Origin of the sequence: Microcystis sp. BLCC-F210 (assembly GCF_042134685.1) — a bacterium.
Classification (GTDB): Bacteria; Cyanobacteriota; Cyanobacteriia; order Cyanobacteriales; family Microcystaceae; genus Microcystis; species Microcystis aeruginosa_D.
Genome location: NZ_CP169647.1, coordinates 3,915,493 through 3,934,820 on the forward strand (window position 1 = coordinate 3,915,493; position 19,328 = coordinate 3,934,820).

Annotated in this window: 14 protein-coding genes and 2 pseudogenes; 13 read left to right on the forward strand and 3 right to left on the reverse strand. The window is 44.0% G+C overall.

Translation table 11 applies throughout. From position 1 onward, the window contains the following. Window positions 1-9: 9 nt before the first annotated feature. Window positions 10-1,446 (reverse strand): NADP-dependent isocitrate dehydrogenase, encoded by a 1,437-nt coding sequence (locus ACE3JL_RS18995; protein ID WP_375328133.1) that lies wholly within the window; start codon window positions 1,444-1,446, stop codon window positions 10-12. Window positions 1,447-1,916: 470 nt separating this feature from the next. After that, window positions 1,917-2,010: pseudogene (locus ACE3JL_RS19000) on the reverse strand (transposase); the annotation flags it as partial. A gap of 391 nt (window positions 2,011-2,401) precedes the next feature. Here ACE3JL_RS19000 and cysK point away from each other — a divergent pair. The 8 genes and pseudogenes from cysK to ACE3JL_RS19040 all read left to right on the forward strand — a co-directional run. Next, window positions 2,402-3,349, forward strand: a complete 948-nt coding sequence (gene cysK / locus ACE3JL_RS19005) for a cysteine synthase A (RefSeq protein WP_016516226.1) — start codon at window positions 2,402-2,404, stop codon at window positions 3,347-3,349. Between the two features lie 15 nt (window positions 3,350-3,364). After that, window positions 3,365-3,496: a hypothetical protein gene (locus tag ACE3JL_RS19010; RefSeq protein WP_271992839.1), complete on the forward strand. Its 132-nt coding sequence runs from the start codon at window positions 3,365-3,367 to the stop codon at window positions 3,494-3,496. A 76-nt stretch (window positions 3,497-3,572) separates the two neighbouring features. Then, the gene (locus ACE3JL_RS19015; protein ID WP_004158351.1) at window positions 3,573-4,109 is read left to right on the forward strand and encodes an MgtC/SapB family protein; all 537 of its coding nucleotides are present in this window, start codon (window positions 3,573-3,575) and stop codon (window positions 4,107-4,109) included. Between the two features lie 217 nt (window positions 4,110-4,326). Further along, the gene (locus ACE3JL_RS19020; RefSeq protein WP_375328134.1) at window positions 4,327-5,001 is read left to right on the forward strand and encodes a hypothetical protein; all 675 of its coding nucleotides are present in this window, start codon (window positions 4,327-4,329) and stop codon (window positions 4,999-5,001) included. A gap of 157 nt (window positions 5,002-5,158) precedes the next feature. Beyond that, window positions 5,159-5,734, forward strand: a complete 576-nt coding sequence (locus ACE3JL_RS19025; RefSeq protein WP_150975572.1) for a Crp/Fnr family transcriptional regulator — start codon at window positions 5,159-5,161, stop codon at window positions 5,732-5,734. 30 nt (window positions 5,735-5,764) lie between these two features. Then, window positions 5,765-6,403, forward strand: a complete 639-nt coding sequence (locus tag ACE3JL_RS19030; protein WP_271992843.1) for a cadmium resistance transporter — start codon at window positions 5,765-5,767, stop codon at window positions 6,401-6,403. Window positions 6,404-6,409: 6 nt separating this feature from the next. Continuing rightward, window positions 6,410-7,216 (forward strand): prohibitin family protein, encoded by an 807-nt coding sequence (locus tag ACE3JL_RS19035; protein WP_375328135.1) that lies wholly within the window; start codon window positions 6,410-6,412, stop codon window positions 7,214-7,216. 174 nt (window positions 7,217-7,390) lie between these two features. Continuing rightward, window positions 7,391-7,555 (forward strand): annotated as a pseudogene (locus ACE3JL_RS19040) (YidH family protein); the annotation flags it as partial. 113 nt (window positions 7,556-7,668) lie between these two features. Here the strand turns inward: ACE3JL_RS19040 and ACE3JL_RS19045 are convergent. Next, window positions 7,669-9,051, reverse strand: a complete 1,383-nt coding sequence (locus ACE3JL_RS19045; protein WP_288138191.1) for a hypothetical protein — start codon at window positions 9,049-9,051, stop codon at window positions 7,669-7,671. Between the two features lie 187 nt (window positions 9,052-9,238). Here ACE3JL_RS19045 and ACE3JL_RS19050 point away from each other — a divergent pair, with 187 nt between their 5' ends. From ACE3JL_RS19050 to ACE3JL_RS19070, 5 genes are all read left to right on the forward strand, one after another. Continuing rightward, window positions 9,239-12,988: a WD40 repeat domain-containing protein gene (locus ACE3JL_RS19050; RefSeq protein ID WP_375328136.1), complete on the forward strand. Its 3,750-nt coding sequence runs from the start codon at window positions 9,239-9,241 to the stop codon at window positions 12,986-12,988. Between the two features lie 21 nt (window positions 12,989-13,009). Continuing rightward, window positions 13,010-13,498: a hypothetical protein gene (locus ACE3JL_RS19055; protein ID WP_016516212.1), complete on the forward strand. Its 489-nt coding sequence runs from the start codon at window positions 13,010-13,012 to the stop codon at window positions 13,496-13,498. 23 nt (window positions 13,499-13,521) lie between these two features. Continuing rightward, window positions 13,522-15,027, forward strand: coding sequence for a hypothetical protein (locus ACE3JL_RS19060; RefSeq protein WP_375328137.1), 1,506 nt, complete (start codon window positions 13,522-13,524; stop codon window positions 15,025-15,027). Between the two features lie 10 nt (window positions 15,028-15,037). Continuing rightward, window positions 15,038-18,307 carry a hypothetical protein gene (locus ACE3JL_RS19065; RefSeq protein WP_375328138.1) on the forward strand — a complete coding sequence of 1,090 codons (3,270 nt, stop codon included), beginning with the start codon at window positions 15,038-15,040 and terminating at the stop codon, window positions 18,305-18,307. Window positions 18,308-18,389: 82 nt separating this feature from the next. Further along, window positions 18,390-19,313 (forward strand): hypothetical protein, encoded by a 924-nt coding sequence (locus ACE3JL_RS19070; protein WP_375328139.1) that lies wholly within the window; start codon window positions 18,390-18,392, stop codon window positions 19,311-19,313. Window positions 19,314-19,328 lie beyond the last annotated feature (15 nt).

The window sequence follows — 19,328 nt, forward strand, 5'->3', positions numbered from 1 at the left end:
ACCGGAAAATTAATCCCCAAAATGGGAGATGATTGCATCGGCAAATTCGGAACATTTCAGGGGAGGATTAACGGGAGGTTCCATCAGACGCGCTAAATCGTAGGTAACTTGTCGATTAGCGATCGCCGCTGCGATGCCTTTTTTAATCAAATCGGCCGCTTCTTGCCATCCCATGTATTCCAACATCATCACCCCCGAAAGAATCACCGAACCGGGGTTAATTCGGTCTAAACCGGCGTGTTTAGGGGCTGTACCGTGGGTTGCCTCAAAAATAGCGCAAGTATCGCCAATATTCGCCCCGGGTCCCATCCCTAAACCACCGACGATCGCCGCTGCCGCATCGGAGAGATAATCACCATTCAGGTTCATGGTAGCGAGGATCGAGTATTCATCGGGACGGGTTTGGATCTGTTGGAAGATACTATCGGCAATGCGATCGTTAACCATAATTTTATCTTTCCACTGCCCATTGCCGTGGGTTTCCCAGATAGCATCGAGAACACTGGTCACTTCTTGGCAGATTTTGGCTTTTTTCTCGTCCGTGAGGGCATCATAACCCGGTTCCACCATACGGGCGTTATCTTCGATGCTCAGATCAGGGTTTTTCTCCTTATTACTCAGGATCCATGATTCCATCTCGGTAACGCACACATCCCGGAATTCACTTTTAGCTAATTCGTAACCCCAATCCCGGAACGCTCCTTCTGTGTATTTCATAATGTTACCCTTGTGGACAAGCGTAACCTGATTTTTGGGTTTCGGTAAAGTCAGCGCTCGTTCGATCGCCCGGCGGACTAATCTTTGGGAACCCGTCTTACTAATCGGTTTGATCCCGATACCCGCATCGAGGGGAATTTGTTTTTTACCGTGTTCGGGAGTGGCGGGAATTAGTTCCGTGTTGAGATAATTAATCAGTTTATCGGCGATTTCCGTGCCTTGTTTCCATTCGATGCCGAGATAAATATCCTCGGTATTTTCCCGATAGACGATGACATCGAGTTTTTCCGGGGTTTTATGGGGGGAAGGGGTTCCCGCATAGTAACGACAGGGACGAACACAGGCATAAAGGTCAAAAATTTGCCGCAAAGCCACATTCAGGGAACGAATCCCGCCACCGATGGGAGTGGTCAAGGGACCCTTGATGGCAATACCATATTCTTTAATCGCTGTCAAGGTATCTTGGGGTAGATATTGATAAGTCCCGTAGATTTCGCAAGCTTCATCGCCAGCATAGACTTTAAACCAATGGATTTTCCTTTGACCAGCGTAGGCTGTGGCGATCGCTGCATCGATAACTTTTTCGGTTGCGGGCCAGATATCGACCCCCGTACCGTCACCACGAATAAAGGGAATGATCGGATCATCGGGAACTAGCGGTTTTCCCTCAGAAAAAGTAATTGTCGAGCCTGTTGTCGGTGGGGTGATTTTTTCGTAGCTCACAGTCATGGGCTTCCAGAAACAGTATTTATCTATACGTTGGGAGTCTAGCGCCGTCAATATCTAGACTCAGGGATTTTGGGTAATTTCTTAAAGATTCCCTAGCTGGCAGCAACTTTGTACCTCACCATTAAGATAACTGCGTATTTAAATTGCCTGTTGAGATGAGGCAAGAGACTTCGCAGAAATTTGATGAGGGTTTACCCAAAATTGATCGGGAAATTATCGACTAATCGTTGGTTCTATAATCTCAATTTTTTCGATGATACCGAAGTTTTCACTAATTGCTCGTGTTGCTTTCAGTTGACCGGTTACTAAAAACTTCAGCTTCATTTTATAGCGGGTTTCAGTAGGCTCTTTAAAAGGGGTATCGCAATAGCAACAATGGGTAAACCAGTGATGGATGTCTCGCAATGTAATCTGACTAAAGGCTTGAACTATCGCTTTTTCTAGATCAGCATAGGTACGAGGTGACATAGAACGAATCAGTATTTTCCCTTTCGACCAACAGTTTTCAATGGGAGAAAAATCGGGAGAATAGGGAGGTAAAAACTCCAGTCTAGCACCGACTTCTTGAAGAATTGGTTCGAGGGTTTCTTTTTGATGAATCGAAGCATTATAGCGGTAAGCGCTTGAGTGAAATACAAACCAAGCTTTGCCTAGCATGGTTTATAGCTCGTGACACTGTACCTCATACGACTGCACACGGCTATATTGCGAACAGGAAACGCTATATTTAAACAAATCTGCTTTTATATACTAATAATAATTAACTAAATTGAGGGAAATTTCCCAAGACAATTTTATCGATTGTGCTTCGATATACAAAAAAAGTGGCAAGGCAAAAAAAATCGACAGGGATTATCCCCGCCGACGCACTGCACTTCAATCTAAAAAGCATTGTAAAACATTTAAAATACATATATAATCAAAAATAGCCAACAAGTATAAAGCAAGTGGGATTATGCCGATCGCAAGAGACATCACCCAATTGGTAGGACGGACTCCCCTAGTCCAACTGAATCGAATCCCAGTAGCAGAGGGAGTAAAAGCCCGCATCGTCGTCAAACTGGAAAGTATGAACCCCGCCGCCTCGGTTAAGGATCGCATCGGTGTCAGTATGGTGGAGGACGCGGAAGCCGCCGGACTAATTCACCCCGATAAAACAATTCTGGTGGAACCCACTTCCGGCAATACCGGCATCGCCCTGGCCATGGTAGCGGCGGCCAAAGGCTATCGCTTAGTCCTGACTATGCCCGAAACCATGAGTTTAGAACGACGGGCAATGTTAAAAGCTTACGGGGCGCAATTAGAGTTAACCCCGGGTAGCCAAGGCATGAAAGGAGCGATCGCCAGAGCCGAGGAAATAGTCGAAAATACCCCCAACGCCTATAGTTTGCAACAGTTCCGCAACCCGGCCAACCCGAAAATTCACCGAGAAACCACCGCCGAAGAAATCTGGGCCGATACCGACGGACTGGTAGATATCGTTATCGGTGGCGTGGGAACCGGGGGAACCATTACCGGTATTGCCGAAACCATTAAACCCCGTCGTCCCCAATTTCAAGCGATCGCAGTTGAACCCTCTAATAGTCCCGTCTTATCGGGAGGACAACCGGGACCGCATAAAATCCAAGGCATCGGGGCCGGTTTTATTCCGGCAATTTTCCGACCGGAATTAATCGATGAGGTGATTATCGTCGATGATACGGACGCTTTCGCCTACGCGCGACGGTTAGCTCGTCAGGAGGGACTACTATCGGGCATCTCGGCCGGGGCAGCTTTATGGGCGGCAATTCAGGTGGGCAAAAGACCCGAAAACGAAGATAAATTAATCGTCATGATTCAGCCTAGTTTCGGAGAACGTTACCTCAGCACGGCCCTGTTTAAAGACCTCGAAGATATCGACTAATAGGACAGTAAATTGATGGAATTTGAAACGAGGGCGATTCATGGGGGGCAAGAACCAGACTCTAGCCATGGGGCAACGGTTGCCATGTATTCCACTTCCACCTATAACACCGGCTTTACTAGGATTATCGATTGGGATCGAGAATAGGAACGATTTAAAGCGGGATCTGGAAAAGGCCTTGATTAGTTAGGCGAAGTTTTTATCTCATTTGATGGGTTAAGCAATGTTTTTTGACTCGACAGATTGGCAAACGATTATTTTTCGGCTGAGTATGGCTATGGCCGTCGGCTGTCTGATTGGTTATAACCGACAGCGAGGCGGTCGTCCGGCTGGATTGAGAACTTTTATCATCGTTAGTCTCGGGGCTGCCATGTTCGTGATGATTCCCCTACAAGCGGAGGGAGATGTGGGTTATGCGTCTTCTAATGCTCTCAGTCGTACTATTCAAGGGGTCGCTTCTGGTGTCGGTTTTTTAGGGGCGGGAATCATCCTACAACAATCCCATCGGGAACTAAATAAGGTACAAGTGAAAGGTTTGACTTCGGCGGCGACTATCTGGTTAGCGGCAGGATTAGGCGCGGCTTCTGGCTGCGGTTTATGGCAGATGGTTCTGGTGGGAACTTTTTTCACTCTCTCCACCCTCAGTGGCATTAAACGACTGAAGAAAAAACAACCTTTAGCTAAATATATTAAAGGTCGTAAAAAAATATCTCCGATTAATCAAGAAATAGACTCATCGGATAGTTCAGCGTCTCATTAATAAAAAAAAGCGATAAAAATTAATTTTTATTAAGAGAGCAAAAGCTTTTCTGTAATGGCTTTTGGCTCAAAAAGTGTATATTTTGTCTGCAATTTATTGGTTAAAAAAGATAATAAATTATTTATAAAATTTTCTGTATATAAACAACATACAAATATTTTATATGATAGCATTTAGAGAGAGTAACTAATTTTTCTAAACAGGAGAAAATCAAATCATGATCAACCGAAATAAGAGCTTTCAAAGCCTCAAAAATCAAGTCTTCCGGCTGCTGATTTTCCTCTTAACTGTCACTTTGCTCCTAGGAGGAAGAGGAAATGCGATCGCCTTGCCGCTACTCCCCGAACAGTTGGCCGTCATCGACCGTACAACAGCAACGGGTGGCACTGTGGTGGAACCAGTCAAGAAAAAAAATGAGGTTTCTAGCCCAAAAATTCTCGAAGATGCCCAAATTGCCTATGAAAAAGCCATCCAAGCGACAAAATCGGCTATCGATGACCTAAATGCTCAACTGGCCGCTCCTTCTCTCGACAAGAATATTATCGAAGCTCAACAGGACAACCTAGAGGACTTAGCGGACAATATTGACGATCTGGGGGAAAAAGTGAGTAAATTTACGAAAAAATTGACCAAATCCGGAGCTAAACTCAGTGAAACCGTGCAAAACAACCTTATTACCCTAGAAAATAGCCTCGTTAATACCTCGGAGACGATCGATATCTTAGCCGACGACACCGAACGACTCAAAGACAATGCTTCCCCTTTCCTGAAAACTCGCGTGGAAAAGACCATCGACGCGGTTAAACAAACTCTACAGGAAAGCGATCGAGCTTGGCAAGAACTGATCTCCTCGGCCACCACGGAACTGGAGAAGACTAACACCCCGAAATAAATAGGGCTTGTAAGGGCATAAAATCAGTCTTTTTTGGGGTAATTATCGTTTTTACCCCAAAATTATCAAAAAAACCTTAACTCGTCTAAAAACCCCCTTTATCGAGGAAATTGTGCTTTTGACTAGCTAAGTACCCAATCAAAATTAATTACCAATCATGACGCTTACCTATCAACCATCAACCCCCCATCGCTGGCACTTTGATAATCGGGCAATTTTGCCCCTGAGAAACCCTAATTTCTGGAAAATCGAGAGTGGAGTTGTGAAAACCTCCACCTGGTTAGAAGATGGAACCCTGATCGTCTTGGGATTGTGGGGACCCGGCAATTTTGTTGGCAAAACCCTAGAGAGAGTCAATCCCTATCAAGTTGAGTGCATCACCCCGGTGCAAGCAGTTTCCTTTTCCACAGTTGAGAGTTATCAAATGGCAGAAATTCTGCTGTCTCATCTTCAGCAAGCACAAGAACTAAGTATTATTCGTAGCTACAAACGTACTGATGTTATGGTTGTGAAATTACTGTCATGGTTAGGCAATCAATTTGGTAAACAAACCGGTACCGGACAATTAATTGATGTGCGTCTAACTCATCAGGATATCGCTGACTTATTAGGAACCACCAGAGTCACAATTACCCGCGCACTTAATCATCTTGAACAACAGGGGGCCGTGGAACGTCTTCCCGTCCATCGTCTTCTTTTACGAGAGGAGGACATCTGGCACTACGAGATTTAGAATGGGAAGGATTATCTCTTTTTTCAATCTATGAATTGGTTAGTAACCCTTTTAATTACTAGCGTGACGAGTTTTGTAGCCACAAATCTTGATGATCTGATGGTGCTAATGTTGTTTTTCTCGCGACTTAATGCTAATTTTCGACCTCGACACCTGATTATTGGTCAATACCTCGGTTTTACCCTGATTCTTCTAGCTAGTTCCCTCGGTTTACTATTTGGGTTACTGGTTTCTAAAGAATGGATTGGTCTATTAGGATTTATCCCTCTAATTATCGGCATTAAACAACTTTTGTCAAGGGAAAATGAGGATTATATTCAAGAAGTAAGATCAGATGTTAATTATTCTAAAAATCGCTCCTTTTTTCCTCGTTTTCCCTCCCAAACTTATTACGTTGCTGCCGTGACCGTGGCTAATGGTGGTGATAATATTGGTATCTATACCTCTCTTTTTGCCAATAATTCCCCGATGTACGTCTTAATTATCATGATAGTTTTTTATCTCATGATGGGGATTTGGTGCCTCCTAGCCTATTTTTTGATTACCCATCCTAGGATAGCTAAAGTGGTTACAAACTATGGACATAAAATTAGTCCTTTTATCTATATTGTTCTAGGGATTTATATTTTAATTGACAGCCGATCCTATCGTTTATTTTTAATGTCTTAACCAAGAATGCCTAAAAATCGTCTTTTAGCTAGACCAAGTAATATCTTTTTTTTGTTATTAATTTTGGCAATTATTTTTAATCCTTTCGTGATTGTCAATGCGGGAGAAAGAGGGGTTTTAATGGTTTTTGGACAGGTGCAAGATCACATACTTAATGAGGGCATTCACGGGATTATTCCCGTTGTTAACACGGTAAAAAAACTAAGTGTGAGAATCCAAAAACAACAGATAGCGGCCGAAGCTTCCTCCAAAGACCTACAGGAAGCATTTACAGATGTGGCCCTGAATTGGCATATTTTAGCATCAGAAGTTAATAATATTTTTCAACAAATTGGCGATGAAGCGGCTGTCATTGAACGAGTGATCGATCCAGCAGTGGAGGAAATTCTCAAGGAAGTTATGGCTAAATATACCGCCGAAGAATTAATTACTAAACGGGAAGAAGTCAAAGGAGAAGTGGATATTCGTTTGAGTGAAAGACTGAAAAATTATCATATCGGTGTCGATGATATTTCTTTGGTTCATGTCAATTTTTCCGATCGCTTTACCGATGCGGTGGAAGCCAAACAAATTGCCGAACAGGAAGCCAAAAAAGCCGGTTTTATGGTACTGAAAGCATTGAAAGAATCGGAAGTAAAAATCAATCTGGCTAAAGGAGAGGCGGCAGCTCATCGCATTCTCCAAGATTCCTTAAGTCCAGAAGTTTTACAGAACAAAGCGATCGAAAGATGGGACGGTAAACTCCCCCTATTTATGGATGATAATCTGCTCAAGTCCCTTGAATTGGTTAAAGATAAGCGAAAAACTAGATGATAAAAACAATTTATTAAAACCAGAAGAAAGAATAAGTAGTCGTGCAAAATTAATTTCCTAGTAAAGATAGGCAAAAGGCAAGAGGCAAAAGGCAAGAGGGGGTTAGATATGTGTAATTAATTTTGCTTAGGTACTTACTTGATTTTATTGAACTTCATGGCGAGGAATTCCTCTATGCTGTTTAAATCCCGAAAGACAAAGCAGAAATTTAACCCTGATTACTGGCGAGATCATTCGGCCAACGAACGCACCTATCTGTCTTGGATGCGTGCCTCGATCGCTTTGATGGGTTTTGGTCTGGTGATTTTGCGTTTACGGACGGCATCTTCTACGGCCCTAGAGGTCTGTCAAAGCAATAATTATGGATAATGGGAGGAGTAAAATAAGCAAATTAACCCACTTGTATCCGTCAATTTCAACTTTACCGACTACTAGGGCCTGGTGATGAAACCCTAATTTTTCTCGATCGCGTAACAGAATCGGCCGATTTTCGGGGGATTTTCGGCCATGAGGTTGGCCGTGATCGTTTTTAGGCCTCGAAGAAAAGGGAGTAAATTATTCGTTTTCGAGCCATCTTGTTGATTATCCCGGCCGATTTGCCAGTTCCACTCTTCCCACCAAGGTTGTTCCTGTAGATTCTTGGCGACGAGATCGATCGTGAAGAGGTAAATTCCTGGTTCGGGAAACTTATCGGGGTGGATCGTGGTGACAAAATTTAGCTTTCGGGGAGCTTGTCCTGCTGGGGAATCGAGATTCCATTTGGATATCTTGATCGCTTTTTGTAAATTGGAATCATCTTTTAAAACTTCTTTTGAGTTTTGAAATGTGTTCGAGAATTTATTGGGAACCTCGATGGTTTGTAAGGGTTCGATCGAACGGATATCGATCGCCACCGTATGCTCGATCGTATCAAGGGAAACACTATCGGAAATCTCAATCGCATCTGTAGAAGTTTGCGGTATTTTCCAGAGTTGATTATTCTGGTCTTTAGCTTGAACTCTAAAGCCATTTAAGGATAGATTCCATTCTCCTAAAACTGCTTTTTCTTCGGCGGGTTTTTCTTCAATTTCTCGATCTAACAAAAATGGTTCCTTTACAAGATGATTGGGTGAAAAAATAGCAATTTTGCTATTGGCTAAAATGTTCTCTTGGCGTTCTTGTAGGCTGGCAAAATATTGAGTTATGTCGTTGTGACGACCAATAAAAACTACATAAAATGGACGAAATTTATTGCTAGATTTCTCGTTGGGAAAGGGAAATTTTTTGATCCTGTTTTGCTCTTGCACATAGACGGTTCCTTCAAATTCGCTTTGAATCGCCCAAATCGCTACGGCGTATTCAGGATGCTTTGAGTTTAAATAAGTTTCTTGAATTTTTCTCGTGAGAAGTGTCACATCTCCCGATGCTTGATCGAGATCAGTAACGATAACCTGTAGGGAATTTTTTGTCCCTGGTTCGACAATTAGATTTTGAATAGGAGCGGAAACATCGGGAAAATCTGTACCATTATAAAAGGTGGGAAGTTGGGCTTTTCTAAAATCACTACGGGTGAGCGCATTTCCCGAACGATAGTATTGAACAGGAGTTTTACTGACTAAAGATAGGGTTTCGTCGAGCAGTTTTAGGGTTTGCACATAGAGGCTACCAGCATCGCTAACGTAGCCCAACATTGAGCTAGATCCATCCACTTGAATCGAGATGCCTAGAGGGGTTGAGCGAGTATCCGTCTGTTCGATCGGGGTAGGTACGCACGAAAAAGGCTTTTCTGCTGTATTGCAAGATACAATTCCTAAACAAGTGACTATTGTTATTACTAACCATCGAGCGCGCACCATTCGATCTCCTCGTGAACTACTGCTACCTTCTCTCCTATACTAGGACGGATTCGACGAAATTGGCAGGATGAGAAGGAGTTAACTTTTTTTACAATCCCCCGTGTTGTAATAATAGCACTATAATATGCCAAGTATAGGTGTGCAGTTAATTTCGAGATAGATTGGTTGAAGGGGAAAGATAACGGATATGTATATAGAGCGGCCAGCAGATCGAGATCTCTATGATAGGTTATCGCATGGAGATGATTGTCTTGTTTTAAGTCCTCCAAAAACTGGAAAAAGTTTTTTACTAGAAAGAACGCGCTCGCGTCTTGAAAATGATGAAGTTAAGTGCGTAAGTCTTCGGATGTCCAGAAATCAGCAAGGTAAACTTAGAACTAGCATTCCTACAGAGTTCTATTGGGAATTCATTCACGATCTAGCGACACAGTTCACGACCCAGAATCGCACTAAGCTATCGGACGATCCAGAATATAAAGCGACTAGGCTTGCTACTAGCATATCTAATGACGAAATTTTACGATATTTTATCGAAAACATTTTATTAGAAAAAGTTCAAGATGACAGAATTGTTATTTTTATCGATGAACTAGAGTTTCTTTTGAATGAAGAATCTTGTTTTTCTTCATTTTCTCACAATTTTCTAGAGACACTACTTTATTGCTACCAGCAACGCAATCCCAGAGTTGCTAACAACCAAAATAACTTTAACAGGATTACTTTTGCATTATTTGGCGAGAATAATTCTCTAAATGAGGATAACCGGTACGATCGTATCTTCGACCGAAACACCAAGATAGAGATTGGCGATTTTATATTTGAGGACTTAAGCGGATGGCGAGATGACTTAAGAAGACGGGCAGAACGGGCAGAATTTGAAAATGATTCGGAAAGAATTTATTCGGAAAAAGTTGGTAAACTTAGACAGTCAGGACAAGCACTCCAAGAAATACTGAATTGGACAAGCGGTCAACCACTACTGACTAACGAATTTTTACTATTATTTTTTGAGTCCGATGATTTCATGCTACCTTGGATTACGGCAAAAATGGCGCAAAATTGTATTGCAAATATTGCTCGACAACGTATATCGGGAGTACAAAAAATTTCAGAGCATCTGAGCAATATTCGTGAGATGCTAAATAGAAACGGTCAGTACGTCAATATTTGTCAGGAAATTTTACAAAGAGGAGGCAGCGACACTTATCGTTGGACTCCAAAACAACAAGAACTAAAAGAACTAATTAATTTAGGTCTATTGGTCAGAGAAAATAATGAGATAAAGATTCACAATCGAATCTACGAAATCTTTCTTCAAGACTTTATCGCCTCTGCCCCAAATCTGCCTGAAAAACCGAATCTGACTGAACCCCCGAATCAGACTGAATCCCAAAATTCGACTGAACCCCCGAATCAGACTGAACCCCAAAATTCGCCTGAATCCCAAAATTCGCCTGAATCATGGCTGAAAATATTGGCTGATTTTGCGATATTAGTCTTGTCTTTTTTCGAGAGTTCCTGGTCAAGCATTTGCAGTTTTTTATTATCACGTGTAATACCCAGAATAACAGAAAGTTGGCGTGAAAAAATTATAAATTTTTGGGCAGAGATTCAATTTTTTTGGACTGGTCAAATTTGGAATAGTAAAAAAATATTACTATCTTTATTTGTGGCTATAGGATTGATTTTTTTTATTGGATTAACTTTCTACATCCATGTAAATCAAATGCAAGAAGCAGGAATGGAAGCTTTAAAAAATTTTGAAAATCAAGAAATAGAAGCCTTAGAAAAGGCAATAACATCAGGGGATCAAATTTATAATAGCCGATTTAATAAGATACCCCTACTTAGAGAAAATCTGCCATCCTCTCCTCTATTAGCCCTACAAACTATCGTTACTCAAATTCATGAAAAAAACCGAATTACCCCCGATCCGAATATTCAAGACCTAATGAAAGCGGTCAGTTTTAGTCCAGGGGGTGATTTAATTGCTACTGGTGGAGAGGATAATAAAATTCGACTCTGGGAATTATCGGGAAAATTTAGAGGAGACTATAATAATTCAAAAGAAATTATAAGTCTAGAATTTAATCCTGATGGAAAACAACTAGCAGTTGGTGGAGAAAACGGATCTGTAAAAATCTTGCAAATTCCTGACTTGACATTGATTTCCGACCTAACTAAAAAATGTCATCGAGATACTCAGGGCATCCGTAGTCTTAGTTTCTCTGAAGATGGTAAGTACCTAGTTACTGGTGGTGGTGATAAAGTGTGCCTATGGAACTTGGAAACAGGCAATAAAGAACAAGATTTCGATACTAATGGGAATGTATATAGTTTAAATTTACGAGATCAAACAATTGCGATTGCGATTGCAGGAACAAAAGGATCGATAGAGCTAAAAACTTTAGAAGGAAAAAGTCTTATATCAAAAGAACTCGGACAAAGAGTTCCTTTTGACATCAGCTTTAATTCAAAGGATACAAAGCTCGCTACAGCAGAAAAAAATGGAAAAATTACGCTTTGGAACTGGCAAGAAAATAACTCTCTTAATTACCTAAACGATTGGGATATTTACAAAGAACCTGACAAGAATCCATACACGAAGGTTGATTTTTTTGAAGACAACTTATTTGTTGTTTATGAAAATAAAGATTTACTCAAACTTCTTGTAATTAATTTGGAAAATGAACCAAAACCAGAAATATTCAAAGAAATTGCTTTAAAAGGTTATGCCTCAAAGCAAAAAGCTAAAGACAAGGAAATTGAAAACGCTAGTTTTAATCTTAAAAGTAAGAAACTAATTACAGTCGCCCAAGAAAATCAAGCTCGTCTATGGGATTTTTATCCAAAATCTAAAACAAAAACAAGTTTCTCGACGGGGGAGGTATCGCTTAAAAACTTAACCTTGCGTTCTGACAATAATTCAAACGATCCTAAGACACTATCCATTGTTACTTTAGACGAAAAGGGCAACGTTCAATTATGGTCTATCGAAGGAAGGGAAATTCCCTTCAAAGATGAGGAGAAAGTATCCCCATCTATAGCAATTGGTTTTACACCAGAAAGCGATCGGCAAATTGTTTCTGTCAATAAAGATGGAGTTATTGATTTCTTGAATTTAGAAGGAGTAGTACAAAATCCCATCTCGATATCTACTGGACAGGATAATATTACAAGTATTGCCATTCATCCTTCTAAAAAGATTATTGCTACAGGTGATAAACAAGGTGCGGTCTATCTTTGGGATTATGGAAAAAAGCCCACTGAAAGCCAAAGGATGCCTGATCCTAATGGGGGAGAAGTAAAGTTCATGAGCTTCAGTCCAAATGGTCAACAGTTTGTTTCTGTAGGAACTGAAGGTGTAAAAGGTGTAAAGCTCTGGAATATATCTGATTTGAATGATCCGAAAGAAGTGCCATTGGAAGCGCATGACAATGACTACTCGGGAGGTGTTAGCGGTTTGGATATCAATGAGAACGGGGATATCGCCATAGCGGCAACCGAAAAGAGTAAGATTTACTTATTCGATCGATCTGGTCGAAGCATTGAGCCGCTCGATACTGAATACGAAAAAGGTATTATAGATATCGGCTTCGGTCAATTTAACGAGAATCCATCAAGCTGGCTGAGTTCGGCTCGCTCGTACTTAGCTACGGTGGGTGATGATCGAGTTATTAAGATATGGGATTATTCTAAGCGGCAAAAAATCGCTGAATTCACCAGCGATTTTGTTAAGGTTAATAAATTTAGTTTCAGTCCCGATGGAAGATCTGTTGTCGTCGAGGGGGATAAGGGTAAAATTGAAGTATTTTCAGTGCAACCCTTACACGAATTATTAAAAAGTGGTTGTGACTGGCTCGTTGACTACCATTCTAATCCTAGCCGCTCAGAGTCAGAAGTGGCTAAAACCTGTAGTAAATATGTACGGAAATAATCCCATTAGATAGAGATAACTATGAAACCTGGTGAAATAATTCGTGTGATCGCTATTATCGTTGTGGGGGCGATCCTTATGTTCTTGATTCAACCCTTTATCTTTAGAACGGGAGCGATTTGGTCGCCCAGCGTTCAAGATCCGGGAGCGGCCCTAGCGAGTTGGGCGAGTGGGGCGTATATGGTGGCGGCGGGGGTGGTTTTCGGATTGTCGATCGCTTGCACAATTCTCTGGTGCGTGATGACGGCGAAATCGGCCGCTAGACGACCGGATGAACTCAGAGCTTGGAGCTTGTGGTGGTGGCTTCTCGGAATCGTTCCTATTCTGAGTATCGGTCTCGCCATCGGGTTTTTCAATCCGATCGAAGAACTGCGTTTACTCCTCGCCCTCTTTTTTGTACTGGATATCCTCATCCTGTTTTGGCTACCGACTGCCAGTAGCACCCCGGGCCTGTTGATCTACACACCACCCCTATCCCATCAACTGCGGGATATCATCGATCGATTTTAAGAAAAAAAAGGAGGCAATTCAGTATGGCCATGTATGTGATCGGCATCGGGGGAACGGGGGCGAAATGTATCGAGGCAATCACGAAACTCGCCTCGGTGGGACTGTTTACCGAACAACCGTTAAAAGTTCTCTTTATCGACGCGGACGAAACCAACGGGAATCTAGAGCGATCGAGAAACGCGCTCAGTATCTACAGCCGATGTCAGGAGTTGATCGTCGGCAAAGAGAACCAAGATAATAGCCAACTCCATCCCTGGATGAAAACTAAGATCGAATCCTTCGATCTCTGGTCGCCCTTTGGGGGGGTTAATTCCAGTAAAGAATTGAAAGCCTTTTTCAACTACAACACGCTCAAACAAAATCAACCCGCTCTCGGTAATCTATTCGATGTTCTCTACACGAAAGACGAACAGGAAGTCTCGCTAGACGTGGGTTTCCGCGGTCGTCCGGCGATCGGTTCGGCGGTGATGAGCCAAGTGGATCTCGAACGATTGGATCAAGAACCCTGGGGAGCGCTGATCAAACAAATACAAGCAGACACAGGCGCAGGAAAAGCCCCGAAAGTGTTTCTCTGCGGGTCGATGTTTGGGGGAACTGGAGCCTCTGGACTACCGACGATCGCCCGTTTACTGGCCAATAAACTGAAAAATATCGGGGTCAAAGATCGAGTCAAGATCGGTTGTCTGTTCCTGTTGCCCTATTTCGGGTTCACTCCGCCGCCTGGAGAAGATCCAGACGGGATTTTCGCCCGTTCCGAACAATTTTTACTGAACACCGAAGCCGCCCTACGCTATTATGTGACCCAAGCGCGAGAGACCTTCGATACGGTTTTTCTGCTGGGAAATGAAAACTTCTCGAAAGTGGAATTTAGCGTCGGCAAAAATAGCCAGCGCAATGATCCCCACTTCCTAGAACTCTATAGCGCCCTCGCCGCGCGGTATTTTTTCCTCCATACCGCCGAAATAGGGGAAAAAGTCGTTTTAATAGGCCGGGAGCAAATCGGTCGGCTGATTTGGGACGATCTGCCGGATCGAGCGGAAATCCAACCTGCGCTCGTCAACGGGACTCGATTCGCCTACAGTTGGCTGTCCGAGTTTGAACCCGAACTCAACGGCATCCTCAAAAGAAAAGATGATCGCCTGGTACTTACACCCTGGTCGCGCCCTTTCTTTCCCCATAAAGGCTCGGCAGAAGGGATGACGCGGTTAGGTGACACCCAACAACAGGAAGCACTGAAGACGATTAGCGCCTGGTGTCGGGATTATCTGACTTGGTTGTACCGCCTGCACCAGATCGAGGGAGAACAGATCCAACTCTTCAACACCCAAGCGATGGGCGATCCAGAAAAGTCCCTCCGACGAGAACAGTTAGCAGAACTGGTACTCGATCGCCCTCTCGACAATAAAACCAAATCGAGAGACACGATCACCTCTCTGATGCAAAGCCTACAGAGCTATAAACCGGACAACTCCGCGGAGCCTGGGATCGCCGCATTAGCCAAAGCCCTATACACCTTTTGTAAGCAATAGCCTTTAGTCTATGTTTTTATTACTGCCGAAATTAAAATCCGATAGCGATGTCCGTCCCTCCGATCAAGCGGGAAAATGGGACGCGCAAGACTTTAAAACCTTTGGCGATGTGGCCTCCAGTCTCGATTACAAATCCCCCGGCCAGGTAAAAAGTGTCAGTTCCGTCCCCACCATCTGGGCCCGTCCCCTGTCGATGCAAATGGCTCTTCACAACAAGGCCTATCCCATCCATCGGCAGATGATCGACCAGTGGCAAGGAATGTTAGCGGCCTTGGCCCTTGCGGAAATGCGGCGTTTTCCCCTCTCGGCACAACTGCTAGAACTGGGCCAACTCCGCCATCAAGATCCCTTCGCCCGTGCCCTCTACGAACTGCGCCCCAATCCCCCCAGTAAAGCCCTTTATCTTCTAGAGGCAAAAAACCCGTGGGAAGATGTCTACGTCTTTTTATGGGATGGGAAATCGGTGGGAATGTCCTCCCCCAGTACGATCGTCGTTCCCTCCGAAGCCGGCAAGTGGGAAAATCTGCCCTGGTGGAATCGGCAGACCCGTTGTTTGGAAGCGCCGCAAGGTTATCTCAATGCCAGTGAAAAAGCATTGCTCTGGCGTTGGCTGGAGAACCTCAATAACGAGTTAAATCGCTATACTGGGGACGCGATCGCCCAGAATACCATGCGGGGTCTGTTAGCGGAATTTCAGAATAGCTTGGGAGGGCAACCGGAACAACGGCTGAGTTTAAGTAATAATCCCCAATTTTTCGGCGTTCCTCTCAATCGAGGCCTTTTAAACGCCCTCAATCGTCCCGTCAAAGCCGAACCGAAAGAATCCTGCGTGCGGGTCGTGGCCAGCGAGAATAAGCGCGGCCTCGTTCCCCCTCTCCTGATTATCGATCCAGAAATCGCTCGCTCGTGGGATCGATCGCCCCAAGATATCTGGATCTATCAGGATCAAACCCTCGCCTCTCCATCTATCCTCAAGGATTTACAGACTGGGAAAATCCTCTGGAAAGATATCCGGTGGATCGAGTCCAAGGATCTATTTACCCCGGAATTTCACTTTATCGATGTGGAAGATGCCCTACCAGGGGGGTTTTTGCCGGATAACACTCCGTCGATCGTGTTCAAAGGACAGGAAATCACCCCTCTCCTGCCCCTCAACCCGATCCTCCTGGACTACTTTACCCCCGAAGAGTTACTGCGGAAGCTCCAGTTCAGTACGCTCAACGGGAGTGAGGGGCCAGTTCTGCGGGTATCCCTAGACCTGCCCCTATCGGGCATGAACAATGACGAGAGAAATCCCCAGAATTATCGGGTGTTTAAAGACTATCCCATCAAGGAAGACAACGCCCTGACCCAAGTTCCGGTTTTAGAGATCTGGCCGAACTTCCGGGCCCAGGGTTGGAAGGAATATTACGCCTTTTACTACGATCTGGAATTTCTCGGTTCCTCGAATCCGCTTGATCGCACTTTTCAGGTGAATTTGCCCGGCGCCAAAGAACCGCATATTTTCCAAGATGGCAAGGGTTCCTATCAACTCACCCGACTAGAGGAGTATCCCTCCTGTATCGAATGTCGGGATCGATCGAAAAACTTCCTCGGCCTAATCCTGCTGAAAACGCCGGCATCGATCGCTCTGGAGGGTTCCTGGAAAGTGGGGGTCGATTTTGGGACATCTTTTACCAATATCTACGTCAATCGCCGGGGAATAACCGAACCGCTTCCCTTAGAAAGTCTGCATCTCAAAGTGACGGAGGTACTGTCCGATACTCGACTGCCCACCCTGTTCGAGTATTTCGTTCCCGAAAACTTCATTCCCTTAGAGAAACCGTTACCTCTCAGTAGCGTGTTAACCACCCGGAAAGCGAATAACGTAGCGAAAGAACGCCCGATCTACGACGGTCGGATCTATTTTCTCGGTCCCTTCGGCAGGCGCGCGAATGAGCCATGGATCGAAATCGATCTCAAATGGACAAATATCATCGTCAATCGGCTTTTTCTCAAGCATTTAGCCCTTCATGTCACAGCCCTCGCAGCCAAAAACGGCATCCAACAAATCCAGTGGTCTCTCTCCTATCCTTCCGCTTTCTCCCGCGCCGATAAAACCCGCTACGCACGCAACTGGCAGGATTTAACCGAAGAGTTGCAGGCAAAAACCGGGATCAGCCAAATTTGCCCGCAACAGGATAATCTCACCTATTTCCGCACGGAAAGTGTGGCAACGGCCCAGTATTTCGCCGATCAGGAGGATCACAACCTCGTCAATAGCACCTGTATCGATATAGGGGGAGGAACTTCGGATATCTCCATCTGGACGGAGGCCCCCGATCGCTTCCAACTGGTGCATCAATGCTCGGTACAATTAGCCGGGCGACATCTGTTCTCCCAATTCTTGGAACTCAATCCCGGATTTCTCGCCGAGAAGTTATTAGGAGGGAGAGACGCGAGCGAAGGTGGCTACTGGCAGGGATATAAAGGGGGGGAGTTCCACTACCAGATTGATTTATTACTTCGTAACATGGGTGATGACTTACTCAAGAAAAGAGACTTTCTTGAAGAAGATCCCCAATTCCAGGGTTTACTCCGACTGATGGCGATCGGTACGGCGGGACTATACTACTACGTGGGGATTCTGTTACAGGTTCTCTACGAAAAAGACCGCTACAGCCGACCGGAAATCACCCCCGTGTACATCGGTGGCAACGGTTCGCGCCTGTTGAACTGGCTGGCGATCGGCGGACGGTTTGATCGTCACTCCGAAGTTAACGAACTTTTCAGTCGGATGCTGAGTAAGGCCTCCGGTTTCCCGGACACCAACGAGATCACCCGATTAAGCACCCGTCCCAAGGATGAAGTCGCCTGTGGTCTGGTACTAGACCGAACTCCCCTAGGAGGAATTATCAGCAAAAAACCAGAACCAGTCATCGCCGGGGAGGATTGCGAGGTGAACGGTCAAAAAATTACGTGGAAAGACTATCTGGAGTTGGAAGGCAATATCACCGGCTTCGATATGCCCCAACTCCAGGAAGTTCCCGCTTTTCTAAACGAGTTCAACACCGCAGTGAAAGAGATCGACATTCAGGGACTTAAACCCATGCCCGCTTTTAAAAATGGCGAACTGGAGTCTAGTTACAAAGATCGTCTCTGGCGTGAAGTCCATAAAGAACTGAGAACGAATCTCGTTTACATTCGGGGAGATTCAGAAAACATCCGCGTCGAGCCACCTTTTATCCTAGGATTAAAGGCACTCCTCCGCGTTTTAGGCAAGGAGTGGGCTGGCAAATAACGGCTAACCAGAGGGGAAGTAGGAAAAATACCGGCGAGGTCTTTTCTACTCCCCTTAGTAAAAAGTCTAAGGGAGAACGATGATGTCTAATTGTCCGGTTTGTGATGCTATATATAACGAAGGGCAAGAGAGTTGTACGGTATGTAACTGGCCTCTGAATAATGACTCTCAAAAAATTATTATCTGGGCGAAAGGTATTTGGGAAGAGAGAAATAGTCTCAAGGATAAATATAACAAGCGCAAAACAAAAGATGAAGAGTCTTTAGTGGATGAAATCAAAAGGGATTTGATCGACCCTTTGCAAGCCGAGCTTATGGATTTGAAAAACTCCTTACAAGAAAAGTTACAAACCATACATTTAGAGCCAGATAGAACTCTAAAAGAACAACTAGAATCAATCAATAGTAATATTAAAAATATCGAGGAAAATCAAGAACAGTTAGCTACAAAAAATCAAGAAAACTTTTCTCGATCTCAAGAAGAAATTGAAAAAATTAGCAATAGAGTAGGAGATTTAGAAAACAATATTCGAGTGAACGAACTTGCCAATCGAAAAATGGTTTCTAACCCATCATCTGGTTTTTCTGAAACAATCGATACCTGTCTAGAATCCTCTCCACAAACTCAGAACCCGATTAGCCTAGAAGAATCGAATCTAGCAAGAAAATATAATCACAATCGAGATGCTTTTTCCCAACAGGCAATCAACGTCACCGCCACCGAAGACAGCTTAACCAAGCTCGAAATTGGTATTTTCTCGGGGGTAATCTTCGAGAAAAATCGTCGCGGCAATTATTCGATCATCAAAGAAAACGGCACAGAATATTTAGTACCGAGTAACAACCTCAGACTGAACCAACACAACTACAAAGCGATCGAAGACTTCTTCGACTGTAAAAATCTTCAGCTAGAGGGTAACTTTGAACTTCTCAAACCCGCTAGAGTTTCCGCTTTACCCGGAGGGGAAACTTGGCAATTCGAGGAACGCGGCATCCTACAATTCTGATATATAAAATCGGTG